The sequence below is a fragment of the Streptomyces sp. NPDC040610 genome (genome assembly GCF_055594065.1).
The window spans coordinates 101480-113904 of record NZ_JBVIXA010000007.1; the positions used below are offsets into that span (position 1 = coordinate 101480).

General features: G+C 72.4%; 8 protein-coding genes. 3 read left to right on the forward strand and 5 right to left on the reverse strand.

Annotated features, from left to right (window positions below; all coding sequences use genetic code 11):
* Positions 1 to 139 precede the first annotated feature (139 nt).
* Positions 140 to 283 (forward strand): LPFR motif small protein, encoded by a 144-nt coding sequence (locus tag ACZ6AA_RS24235; protein WP_468454969.1) that lies wholly within the window; start codon positions 140 to 142, stop codon positions 281 to 283.
* A gap of 87 nt (positions 284 to 370) precedes the next feature.
* Positions 371 to 2815, forward strand: a complete 2445-nt coding sequence (locus tag ACZ6AA_RS24240; protein WP_471459908.1) for a Tex family protein — start codon at positions 371 to 373, stop codon at positions 2813 to 2815.
* A 142-nt stretch (positions 2816 to 2957) separates the two neighbouring features.
* Here the strand turns inward: ACZ6AA_RS24240 and ACZ6AA_RS24245 are convergent, their stop codons facing one another.
* Complete coding sequence (locus tag ACZ6AA_RS24245) at positions 2958 to 4601, reverse strand: ABC-F family ATP-binding cassette domain-containing protein (RefSeq protein WP_468454965.1); 1644 nt, start codon at positions 4599 to 4601, stop codon at positions 2958 to 2960.
* A 206-nt stretch (positions 4602 to 4807) separates the two neighbouring features.
* The gene (locus ACZ6AA_RS24250) at positions 4808 to 5902 is read right to left on the reverse strand and encodes an oxidoreductase (protein ID WP_468454963.1); all 1095 of its coding nucleotides are present in this window, start codon (positions 5900 to 5902) and stop codon (positions 4808 to 4810) included.
* 66 nt (positions 5903 to 5968) lie between these two features.
* On the opposite strand from ACZ6AA_RS24250, the gene ACZ6AA_RS24255 reads away from it, so the two are divergent.
* Positions 5969 to 6934 (forward strand): FAD-dependent oxidoreductase, encoded by a 966-nt coding sequence (locus tag ACZ6AA_RS24255; RefSeq protein ID WP_471459910.1) that lies wholly within the window; start codon positions 5969 to 5971, stop codon positions 6932 to 6934.
* A gap of 94 nt (positions 6935 to 7028) precedes the next feature.
* On the opposite strand, the gene ACZ6AA_RS24260 is transcribed toward ACZ6AA_RS24255, so the two are convergent.
* The 3 genes from ACZ6AA_RS24260 to ACZ6AA_RS24270 form a co-directional block, all read right to left on the reverse strand.
* Positions 7029 to 8765 carry a BCCT family transporter gene (locus tag ACZ6AA_RS24260; protein WP_468483575.1) on the reverse strand — a complete coding sequence of 579 codons (1737 nt, stop codon included), beginning with the start codon at positions 8763 to 8765 and terminating at the stop codon, positions 7029 to 7031.
* A gap of 83 nt (positions 8766 to 8848) precedes the next feature.
* Entirely contained in the window at positions 8849 to 10132 is a 1284-nt protein-coding gene (locus ACZ6AA_RS24265; protein WP_471459912.1) for a M14 family metallopeptidase, read from the reverse strand.
* Positions 10129 to 12129 (reverse strand): Xaa-Pro dipeptidyl-peptidase, encoded by a 2001-nt coding sequence (locus tag ACZ6AA_RS24270; RefSeq protein WP_471459914.1) that lies wholly within the window; start codon positions 12127 to 12129, stop codon positions 10129 to 10131. Before ACZ6AA_RS24270 ends, ACZ6AA_RS24265 begins: the two co-directional genes overlap by 4 nt.
* Between the last annotated feature and the right edge of the window lie 296 nt (positions 12130 to 12425).

Genomic DNA, 12425 nt, shown 5'->3' on the forward strand with positions numbered 1-12425 from the left:
CCCGGCAAGGCCCGGGCCGACCCGCTCGGCGAGCCCGAGCGACTCCCGAAGCATGTGCCCCGGCGTCCGGGGTACTCGCCCGTCACCCGGTCCCCGGGGTCCTTCCCGCGAAGGGCCGGGAGACGGAGGGAGAATTCTTGTGCTCCGAGCCATAGCGGACGTACTGCGACAGATCGGTGGGGCCATCGCCACCGTGGTCACACTGCCGTTCCGGGCGCTGGCCCGGCTGTTCTCCGGGGCGTCGCGCTCCGGACGCCGGCCGCGCCGTTCCCGCCGGGTCTGACCGCCCCGCCCCGGGTCTGACTGCCTCACTGTCGGTGCCACCTGCCACAATTGGCGGGCAACCCCAGTGAGAAGGCGGTACCGGAACGTGACGACCACCCCAGCGTCCATCGAAGGCAGGATCGCCGAGGAACTCGGCGTGCGGGAGCGGCAGGTGAAGGCCGCCGTGGACCTGCTCGACGGCGGGTCGACGGTGCCCTTCATCGCGCGCTACCGCAAGGAAGCCACCGAGATGCTCGACGACGCGCAGCTGCGCACGCTCGAGGAGCGGCTGCGCTATCTGCGGGAGCTGGAGGAGCGGCGGAGCGCCATCCTCGACTCGGTGCGCGAGCAGGGCAAGCTCACCGACGAGCTGGAGGCCCGTATCCGCGAGGCCGACACGAAGGCCCGCCTGGAGGACATCTACCTGCCGTTCAAGCCGAAGCGGCGGACCAAGGCGCAGATCGCCCGCGAGGCCGGTCTGGAGCCGCTGGCCGAGGGGCTGCTCGGGGACCCGACGGTGGATCCGCAGGCCGCGGCCGCCGCGTTCGTCGACGCGGACAAGGGCGTCGCCGACCCGCAGGCCGCCCTGGACGGCGCCCGCGCCATTCTCACCGAGCGGTTCTCCGAGGACGCCGACCTCATCGGCGAGCTGCGCGAGCGCATGTGGGTACGCGGCCGCCTCGCTGCGAAGGTGCGCGACGGCAAGGAGGAGGCGGGCGCGAAGTTCGCCGACTACTTCGACTTCGCCGAGCCGTTCACGGAGCTGCCCTCGCACCGCGTCCTCGCGATGCTGCGCGGCGAGAAGGAGGACGTGCTCGACCTGGTCCTGGAGCCGGAGGAGGCCACCGAGGGCCCCTCCTCGTACGAGGGCTCGATCGCCCAGCGCTTCGGCATCGCCGACCGCGGCAGGCCCGCCGACAAGTGGCTGACGGACACGGTGCGCTGGGCCTGGCGGACCCGTGTCCTGGTGCACCTCGGCATCGACCTGCGCCTTCGGCTGCGCACGGCCGCCGAGGACGAGGCGGTGCGGGTGTTCGCCGCGAACCTGCGCGACCTGCTGCTCGCCGCCCCGGCGGGCACGCGCGCGACGCTCGGCCTGGACCCCGGTTTCCGTACGGGTGTGAAGGTCGCCGTCGTGGACGCCACCGGCAAGGTCGTGGCGACCGACACGATCCACCCGCACGTCCCGGCGAACAAGTGGGACAAGGCCCTGGCCACCCTCGCGCGGCTCGCCAAGGAGCACGACGTCGACCTGGTCGCGATCGGCAACGGCACGGCGTCCCGCGAGACGGACAAGCTCGCCGGTGAACTCATCACCAAGCACCCCGAGTTGAAGCTCACGAAGGTGATGGTGTCCGAGGCGGGCGCTTCGGTGTACTCGGCGTCGGCGTTCGCCTCGCAGGAGCTGCCGGAGCTCGATGTGTCGCTGCGCGGCGCGGTGTCGATCGCCCGGCGCCTGCAGGACCCGCTCGCCGAGCTGGTGAAGATCGACCCGAAGTCGATCGGCGTCGGGCAGTACCAGCACGACCTGTCCGAGGTGAAGCTGTCCCGCTCCCTCGACGCGGTCGTCGAGGACTGTGTGAACGGCGTGGGCGTGGACGTGAACACGGCCTCCGCCCCGCTGCTCGCCCGGGTGTCCGGCATCGGCTCCGGCCTCGCCGAGAACATCGTGGCGCACCGCGACGCGAACGGCCCCTTCAAGAGCCGCAAGGGCCTCAAGGACGTGTCCCGGCTCGGCCCGAAGGCCTATGAGCAGTGCGCGGGCTTCCTGCGCATCCTGGGCGGCGAGGACCCGCTGGACGCCTCCAGCGTGCACCCCGAGGCGTATCCCGTGGTGCGGCGGATGGCGGGCACCGCGGGCGGCGCCGTCGGCTCGCTGATCGGCGACACGGCCACGCTGCGGTCCCTGCGGCCCGCCGACTTCGTCGACGACGTGTTCGGCCTGCCGACCGTCACGGACATCCTCAAGGAGCTGGAGAAGCCCGGGCGCGACCCGCGTCCCGCCTTCAAGACGGCCACCTTCAAGGACGGCGTCGAGAAGATCGCCGACCTCACGTCCGGCATGGTGCTCGAAGGCGTCGTCACGAACGTCGCCGCGTTCGGCGCGTTCGTCGACGTCGGCGTCCACCAGGACGGCCTCGTGCACGTCTCCGCGATGTCCAAGACCTTCGTCAAGGACCCGCGGGACGTGGTGAAGCCCGGCGACATCGTCAAGGTGAAGGTCCTCGACATCGACGTGCCGCGCAAGCGGATCTCGCTGACGCTGCGCCTCGACGACGAGGCCGCCCCGCAGGACGCCTCCGCGTCGGGCACCGGCGGCCGCAAGGAGCGCGGCGGGCGTCCCCCGCAGCAGCGCGGCGAGCGCGGCCGGGGCGGCGCCAAGCAGGGCCAGGGCGGCGGTGGCCGGGACCAGGGCGGCGGTGGGCGGGACCAGGGCGGCCGCGGCGGCCGACCCCAGCAGCGGCAGCAGCGGCAGGCCCCGCCGCCCGCGAACGACGCGATGGCGGAGGCGCTGCGGCGCGCGGGGCTGGTGGACCCCAAGCAGCGCTGACGCGCGGGGGCGCCGGGGCGCCCGGAAGAACGGAGGTCACGGTGGCAGCCGCCCGCCTGAGGGTGGCTGCCACCGTGACGAGCCGTCAGGTCGGCGGTGTCGGCCGACGCCGACGTAACAGCCGTCAGGCCGTCGTGGCTCCTCAGCGGGCCGGTTCCGTCACCTTGCCCTCCGACACCGCCAGGCGGCGCGTCACGTTGACCGCGTCGAGCATGCGGCGGTCGTGGGTGACCAGGAGGAGCGTGCCGGTGTAGGAGTCGAGGGCCGACTCCAGTTGTTCGATGGCGGGCAGGTCCAGGTGGTTGGTGGGCTCGTCCAGGACCAGGAGGTTGACGCCTCGGCCCTGGAGCAGGGCCAGCGCCGCGCGCGTGCGCTCGCCCGGTGACAGGGTCACCGCGGGGCGCAGCACATGGTCCGCCTTCAGGCCGAACTTGGCGAGGAGCGTGCGGACTTCCGCCGGGTCGGTGTCCGGCACCGCCGCCCGGAACGCGTCGAACAGCGACTCCGCACCGTGGAACAGGGCGCGCGCCTGGTCGACCTCGCCCACGACGACCCCCGAGCCGAGCGCCGCGTGCCCCTCGTCCACGGGGACGCGGCCGAGCAGGGCGGCCAGGAGCGTGGACTTGCCCGAGCCGTTGGCGCCGGTGATGGCGACGCGGTCGGCCCAGTCGAGCTGGAGGTCGACCGGCCCGAGCGCGAAGGACCCGCGGCGGACGACCGCGCCGCGCAGCGTGGCCACGACCGTGCCGGAGCGCGGCGCCGCCGCGATCTCCATCCGCAGCTGCCACTCCTTGCGGGGCTCTTCGACGACGTCCAGGCGCTCGATCATGCGCTGGGTCTGGCGTGCCTTCGCCGCCTGCTTCTCGCTGGCCTCGCTGCGGAACTTGCGGCCGAGCTTGTCGCTGTCGGTGGCCTTGCGGCGGGCGTTCTTCACGCCCTTGTCCATCCAGGTCCGCTGCATCTGGGCGCGGTCCTGGAGGGCGGCGCGCTTGTCGGCGTACTCCTCATAGTCGTCGCGGGCGTGCCTGCGGGCGACCTCGCGCTCCTCCAGATACGCCTCGTACCCGCCGCCGTAGAGGTTGATCTCCTGCTGGGCCAGGTCCAGTTCCAGGACCTTGGTGACCGTGCGGGTCAGGAACTCGCGGTCGTGGCTCACGACGACGGTGCCCGCGCGCAGGCCCCGGACGAAGGCCTCCAGGCGGTCCAGGCCCGCCAGGTCCAGGTCGTTGGTGGGCTCGTCGAGCAGGAACACGTCGTACCGGGACAGCAGCAGCGAGGCGAGGCCCGCGCGCGCCGCCTGGCCGCCGGAGAGCGCCGTCATCGGCTGGTCGAGGCGCACGCCGAGGCCGAGCGAATCGGCCACTTCCTCGGCGCGTTCGTCCAGGTCCGCGCCGCCGAGGGCGAGCCAGCGCTCCAGGCTGTGCGCGTACGCGTCGTCGGCGCCGGGCGCGCCCGCCACGAGGAGTTCGGTGGCCTCGTCCATGGCGGTCTGCGCGGCGGTGACGCCGGTGCGGCGGGCCAGGAACGCCTGGACGGTCTCGCCCGGGCGGCGGTCGGGCTCCTGGGGCAGGTGGCCCACGGAGGCGGTCGGCGGGGAGAGGCCGACGCGTCCGGACTCCGGGGTGTCCAGGCCCGCGAGGAGGCGCAGCAGCGTGGACTTACCGGCGCCGTTGGCGCCCACCAGGCCGATGACGTCGCCGGGGGCGACGACGAGGTCCAGGCCCTCGAAGAGGGTGCGGTCGCCGTGGCCGGCGGCGAGTTCTTTCGCGACAAGAGTGGCGTTCATCAGGCCCTGAGCCTAATGCGCGGGGGTGGGGTGCGGTGGGGGTGGTACCGGAAGCACGGGGGTGGCGCGTCGCGGCGGCGGGTCGGCGAGGGGGCGAGGGGGCGAGGCGGCAAGCGGCGAGGGGGCTGGGCAGCGAGCAGCGTGACTGCCGCCTTCGGGCCCCGGCGGCCAACCCCGCCGCCCACCGACCCGCCGTAACCCTCACCTCAGGACGAAGCCGCCGACACCAACACGCTGTCCGGCGTCCGCGCCACCACATAGCGGGCCCGGTCCGGCAGCGCCACCCGGTGCTCGCCGGGTTCCAGGACCTCGTCGAGGACTTCGTGGACGCGGGTGCGGTAGAGGCGGTCCAGGCGGTAGACGGTGAGCCGGACCCGGCACGTGGAGGTGACCTCCGCGACCGCGCTGTCGCCCGTCACCGCGAGCCGGGTCAGCCGACGCTGCGCCAGCGGGCTGCGGTCGAGGGCGTACTCGATCTGGGCGACGAGCAGCGGGACGATCGGCGCGAGTCCTTCCACGAACGCGACGTCGACGCCCGCGTCCTCGAACGACGCCCGCACCGCGTCCCGGGTCCGCGCGGGCGCCTCCCGCGCGAACGCCACCGCCCCGTACGTCCGCAGCTCCTCCGCCGGTACCCCCGTCGCGTCCGCCGCGATCTCCGCGCCGATGCCGATGGTGCGCAGCGCCGCCGCGAGCTTCGCGTTCAGCGCCACCCGTGCCCCGATGAGCAGCACCCGCCGCCCGGCCCCCGGCGCGGCCCCGTCGAGCAGCCGCCCCAGCTCCGCGCGGTACTCACCGCCGCGGAAGCGGAACGGCCCTATGCCGTGGTAGCCGTTGAGCTCCAGGTCGGCGTGCTCGGAGGTCTGCCAGGCGAAGTCGCGCCACACATAGTCGTCAGCGCCGTCAGCGTCGCCGCCCTCATCCACGACGCCGCCGTCGGCGCCGTCGGCGGCCTCCCCCGCCGGAGCCCCGGCACCGCCCCGCGTCCGCTCGATCACCGCCGTCACGGCCCCGCACTCGAGGCCCTCGCACTCCGGACAGCCATAGATCACATACCGCCCGTCCAACAGCGGGGCCTCGGCCTCCAGGAGGAGGCGGCGCACATGGGCCGTGAAGATGGCCGGAGGGATGTCGGACGCCAGCGGGGACACCGCGTCGAGGTCGGCGAGCTGGAACAGCAGCGGGCGGCCGTTCACGATGAAGTCGACGAATTCGCGGTGCACTTGGTAGTCACCGCCTGCGAGAACTCCACCGGCGCGCATCGCCGGTGCCAGGCCGAAGGTCGCATACTCGGCAGACATGCTGTGAGTATCCCCACCCGGTACGGGGTCTGAGCACGGCATGGTGTATTCCGCTACGTTTCCGGGATGGGCGGGACGGAAAAGTCGGATGTGACGATCATCGGTGCGGGGGTCATCGGCCTCACCACCGCCGTGGTGCTCGCGGAGCGCGGCCGCCGCGTCCGGGTCTGGACCCGGGACCCGGTCGAGCGCACGACCTCGGCCGTTGCGGGCGGCCTGTGGTGGCCCTACCGCATCGAACCCGAGGCGCTGGCCGGCGAGTGGTCGGTGCGCTCGCTCGCGGTGTACGAGGAGTTGGCGGCCGACGCCAAGCACACGGGCGTACGCATGGTCGAGGGCGTACACGCCGGGATCCACTTGGACGGTCTGGGGTCGTGGGCCGCTCGGGTGCGGGGGCTGCGCGCGGCGACACCCGAGGAGTACGCGGGCGGTGGGCTGTGGGCGCGGCTGCCGCTGATCGACATGCCGACGCACCTGGCGTGGCTGCGGGAGCGGCTGCTGGCGGCGGGTGGCACGGTCGAGGAGCGGACGGCGAAGAGCCTCGACGAGGCGCTCGACGAGGCCCCTTGCGTCGTCAACTGCTCGGGGCTCGGCGCCCGGGACCTCGTACCGGGCGACGGGATACGTCCCGTGCGGGGGCAGCTGGTGCTCGTGGAGAACCCCGGGATCCGTACGTGGTTCACGGCCGCCGACACCGCGTCGGCGGCGACGACGTACGTGATGCCGCAGCCCGGGCGGCTGGTGCTCGGCGGGACGGCCGACGACGGCGACTGGTCCCTGGAGCCCGATCCGGCGGTGGCGAGGGAGATCGTCGAGCGGTGTGCGCGGGTGCGGCCGGAGATCGCGACGGCGCGGGTCATCGGGCACCGGGTGGGGCTGCGGCCCGCGCGTGCGTCCGTGCGCCTGGAGCGCGAAGCGCGTGACGGCGGGCGGGTGCTCGTGCACAACTACGGGCACGGCGGGGCCGGGGTGACCGTGGCGTGGGGCTGCGCCGGGGAGGCGGCACGGCTCGTGGAGGAGGCCACCGCCTGAGATCCGCCACCAGCCGTACGGTCGGCACCGCCGCCGCGAAAGCCGTACCGGCCACGGCGCGAGCGCCGTGGCCGGTACCGGATCTCAGCAGACCTCAGCGAGCCGGATCGGGCTGCTGTTCGGCGCCCGAGTCGGTGTCCGTGTCGTCCCCGTTCTCGGCCGGGCCGATCTGGAGCTCGAACTCGCCGACGCCGTACTGCTCGTGACCGGCGATGACGGCCTTCTCGACGGCCTCCGTGCCGTGCTCGCCCCGGACGATCAGCGGGTCGTGGCGCAGATCGCGCATGAGCGCCACACACATCCCGATCATGACCAGGGTGAAGGGCGCCGCCACCAGGATCGTCAGATTCTGCAAGCCCGTGAGGGCGTTGTCCTTCCCGTCGCCGATGAGCAGCATGATCGCCGCCACGGCTCCCGTCACCACACCCCAGAAGATCACCACGAGGCGTCCGGGTTCGAGCGAACCCTTCTGGGAGAGCGTGCCCATGACGATCGAGGCGGCGTCCGCCCCGGACACGAAGAAGATGCCGACGAGGATCATCACGAGCAGGCTGGTGGCCGTCGCGATGGGGTACTCGTGCAGCAGACCGAACAGCTGCGCCTCCGCGGTGTCGTCACCCTTGAAGCCGCCGCCCTCCTTGACCTTTATGGCGCTGCCGCCGAAGACCGCGAACCACAGCAGGCTGACCGTGCTGGGCACGAGGATGACGCCGCCCACGAACTGCCGGATGGTGCGCCCGCGGCTGATGCGCGCGATGAACATGCCGACGAACGGCGTCCACGAGATCCACCAGGCCCAGTAGAAGACCGTCCAGCTGCCCAGCCAGGCCGAGACGCCCTCACCGCTCGATGCCTCCGTGCGCCCGATGAGCTGGGGCAGGTCGCCCAGATAGGAGCCGATGGAGGTGGGGATCAGGTCGAGGATGATGACGGTCGGGCCCGCGATGAAGACGAACACGACCAGGACCAGGGCGAGCACCATGTTGATGTTCGACAGCCACTGGATGCCCTTCTCCACGCCGGACACCGCCGAGGCCACGAAGGCCACGGTCAGCACGGCGATGACGGAGATGAGCAGCCCGGTGGTCGCCTTGTCCCGCCAGTCCAGCTCCTCGATGCCGCTGCCGATCTGGAGCGCGCCGAGGCCGAGGGAGGCCGCGGAGCCGAAGAGCGTGGCGAGGATGGCGAGGATGTCGATGACCCGGCCCCACGTGCCGTGGGCGTGCTTCTCGCCGATGAGCGGGACGAAGACGGAGCTGATGGTCTGGCGCCGGTTCCGCCGGAAGGTGCTGTAGGCGATGGCGAGACCCACGACCGCGTAGATCGCCCACGGGTGCAGCGTCCAGTGGAAGAGGGTCGTCGCCATGGAGGTCTCCATGGCGGCGGCCTTGTCCGCGGGGTCGGTGCCGGGCGGCGGCGTGGAGAAGTGCGCGAGCGGTTCGCTCACGCCGTAGAACATCAGACCGATGCCCATACCGGCGCTGAACATCATCGCGACCCAGGACACGGTGCGGAACTCGGGTTCCTCACCCTCCTTGCCGAGTGTGATCTTGCCGTACCGGCTGACCGCCAGCCACAGCGCGAAGACCACGAAGCCGGACGCCGCCAGCATGAAGGCCCAACCACCGTTGTGGATCAGACCTTCGAGCATGTCGGACGAGATGTCTTCGAGGGTGTCCGTGGCGACGGCGCCCCACACGACGAACGCCAGGGTGAGCCCGGCGGTGACGCCGAAGACCACCCGGTCGGTCTGTGGGGACCGGCCGGCGGAGTGGCCCGCCGCTGACGGCGGGCCTCCTCCGCCGTCCGCTTTCTCTGTTTCCTGGGTCACAGGTGCACCTTTCGCGGAGTCGTTGATCGACCTTCGGTTCTTCTCCGCTACCCCCTACCACATGTGACGTGCGCTCCGATGCCTCAACAGTCGGTGTCGGGCTGCCCGGTGACGAGGTGGTACGGCGCGCGTTCGTCCAGGAGCAGCGGGACGAGTGCGCGCGCGGACTGCCGCAGCGGCACGAGGGCGCCCGCGCCGTCCCGCTTCACGGTAACGCCGTGGAGGCCGAGTTCATCCTTGACGTCGGCGAACTGTTGCGGCGTCAGGCGGTAGCCGCACGCCGGGTCCTTGATGATCTCGGCGGGCTCGGCCGGGTCGTTGTCGGCGCCGCCCAGGTAGACGGGTCCTCGGTCGCGCAGGCCCGCGAGCCGGGACGCGGTGCTCGCCGCCTCCAGGCGCCACCGGTGCTCGTCGGCGTACGAGAACAAGCCGGTGAGTGCCGAGAGCTGCGAGCGCACCCGGCGCCGGTTGTTCAGGGCCTCGTCGTTCTTCTCGGCGTCGGTGAGGGGGTCGACGCGGCTTTCTATGAGCAGCCCGGCGGCGTGCTTGAGGCCGGAGGCGTTGCGCAGGATGCGCTCCTGGCCGTCGCCCGCGACCTGCTTGATCGGCTCGCCGGTGACCGGGTCGGTCCAGATGCCGTACGTGCCCGTGGTGTAGCCGTCGGCCTCGGCGGCGGGCCGGACGTGGTCGAGCGAGAGTTTCTTGGCCTCGTCGTGCACCGCGTCGTAGGTGTTCAGATTGCGCGGCCAGAGGTCGAAGAGGTCCTTGTCGTAGTACTTGGGCGTGGCCCCGTACTCGTGCAGGTCGTAGATGGCGTCGGGCTTGCGGTCGCGGATGACGGCGGCCATGGCGCGGCCCTCGGCGGTGGCCAGGGCGATGTGGTCGCGGTTGATGTCGACGCCGTCGGAGTTGCCGCGGGTGTCGGCGGCACGGCCGTCGGGGTTGGCGGTGGGCACGACGAGGAGGGTGGTGCGGGACAGGAAGCGCCGGGTCTTCTTGTCCTTGGCGTACGCCAGGTCGCGGATGGTGGTGAGGCAGGCGTCGCGGCCGGACGGCTCGTCGCCGTGCTGGCTGCACACGAGCAGCACGGTGCTCGCGGTGCGGCGCTCGCCGATCCGCACCAGCTGCACGGGCCTGTCCTGCTTGGTCGTGCCGATGCGGGACACCGACACCCGGTCGGTGGCCCTGTCGATGGTGCTGAGGAGCCGCTGCTCCTCGGGCTGGCTGGTCCAGCGCGCCCCGTTGCTCTCCTCGAAGCCGGTGCGCGGCGGCGTGGGCGGGGCCGCCTGCGCGGGGGCCGTCAGGAGGGGGGCGGCGAGGGCGGCACAGGCCGCGGCCAGGGCCACGGCACGGATGCGGGGGGTCATGAGGTGCGGCCTCCAGGGATGGGGGTGATCAGGCGCGGCTCCGCGACGCCCTCGAGCCGGGACTCGCGCGGGATGGTGCTGTGCGGGGTCGTGGCGAGGGCCTTGGCGCCGCCGACGAGCGGGACCCGCAGGGCGGTGCGGGCGAGGTCGACGGTCAGGGTCGGGGTGTCGGCGGGCGGCTGGATGAGGTTGCGGTCGGTGCCGCCGACGATCAGTGCGAGCCGGTGGCCCTTCGGTACGACGTGGTCGCTCGCGGCCAGGTCGAGGGTGATGGTGTACGGCTTGCCGGGGGTCAGCGGCTCCCCCTGGTCGGAGGCGTGGTTGCCGAGGTCGGCCCAGCCGCGGCTGAAGATGGTGTAGTCGACGGCGGCGGTCCTGGCCTCGGTGTTCTTGAAGCAGGAGCTGTCGCCGGCCGTGCCCGATCCCCAGCAGGAGCGGTCGGGAAGCGTGTTGATGCCCTCGTCGTCGTGGGCGTAGTCGCGGATGGTGTCGGGGCCGAGGTCGACCAGGACGGCGCTCAGGTGGGCCGTGCGGGTCGTCGGCGTGACGGTGACCTTCACCTGCGAGGAGCCGGAGACACGCAGGTCACGGGCGAGCGGCCGGGTGGTGAAACCGGCCTTGGCGGACGTGGACGAGTCGATCGTCGCGGCCCAGTCGGTCTCGCTGAGCCGTCGGTCGTCGGTGAACGTCTCGGTGCCCTTGCCCGGGCGGGTGCCGAGGGTGCCGACGCCGGGTGCGCTGCCCTTGGCGGGGCGCAGCGCCGTGGTCGTGGTGGCGCGCGGCGGCCAGGTGCGGTCGGTGGTCCAGCGGTCGGGGGCGCGCTCGATGTCGGCCATGGGCTCGCGGTCGATGCCGTTGCGGTGGCCGAGGAGTTCATGGTCGAACCAGCGGTGCAGGGTGCGCACCCAGTCGGCGCGCCGGAAGTCGAAGGGGTCGACGTGGCCGGCCTGGCTCAGCCAGATCTTGCGCTGCACACCGGCGTCGGCGAGGGCGTCCCACCACTGCCCGAAGTGCTTGGTGCGCACGTTCAGGTCCTGCTGGCCGTGGACGACGAAGACACTGGCCTTGACCTTGCGGGCGTCCGGCACATGGTCGCGCTCGGTCCACAGCGGGGTCCAGTCGCCGGTGCGGGGCGCACCCTGGATCAGGCGCTGCTTGACGTGGCCGCAGCGGGCCGCGGCCTCGGGGCTCTCCACGCCGCGGGCGAGCCCGTCGGGGCCGCTGTTGAACAGCGGGGCGCCCTTGGCGAAGTAGTAGTCGTACCAGGAGGAGATGGCGCCGATCGGCACGATCGTCTCCAGGCCCTCGACGCCGGTCGCGGCGACGCCGTTGGCGATGGTGCCGTCGTAGCTCTTGCCGATCATGCCGGTGCGGCCGTTGGTCCAGCGTGCGTCGGTCCGCTTGTCGCCGGTGCGCGAGGTGTAGCCGCGGGCGCGGCCGTTGAGCCAGTCGACGACGGCCTTGGCGGACTGGACGTCGGAGCGGCCGCCGATGTCGACGCAGCCGTAGGAGCGGTTGGTGCCCGCGAGGTCGACGGCGACGAAGGCGTAGCCGCGGGGCACGAAGTAGTTGTCGTAGTACAGCGGGAACTGCACGGGGTTGCCGTGGGCGTCGTACGTCTTCTTCTGGCTCTCGTTGCCGCGTCCGCAGCAGGAGTAGTACGGACTGGCGTCCATGATGACCGGTATCTTCCGGCCCTTGGCGGCGGGTTCGCGGGGCCGGACTATGTCGACGGCGACACGGTCGGTCTTTCCGTCCGCGTCGCCGTCGATCCGGGTGTCGACCCACACGGACTCGCGTATCGCGTCCGCGTAGGAGTAGACGGGTCTGCTCTCCTTGGTCCGTGCGGCGCTCCCGGTCTCCGGTCCGCGCGGCGCGGAGTGCGCCGCGCCGCCCGGGGACAGGAGCGTGGCGAGCAGGGCGGCGAGGGCCGCTGCCAGGAGCGTTCTCCACATCGGCAAGGTCGCAAGGCGCGTGCGTCGCGCGCGTATCGGCATGGCGCGGAAGGTACACGCGTCAACAGCCGCCGGAAAGAGGGCCGTAGACGGATCGGAAAGGTCCATGGGACGTGATCGCACATGTCGGCCGAATGGCGATCGTGTGACATATGCGGCCATGGACATGGCCAGGGGCGGGAGTGCTCAATAGGGTCGACCGCATCGTGCGTTACCTCGTGCCGGACGCGGGGGGGGGGGGGGGGGGGGGGGGGGGGGGGGGGGGGAGGGGGAGGGGGGGGGGGGGGGGGGGGGGGGGGAGTGGTGGGGGGGGGGGGGGGTTGGCCCCGTCACCCTCG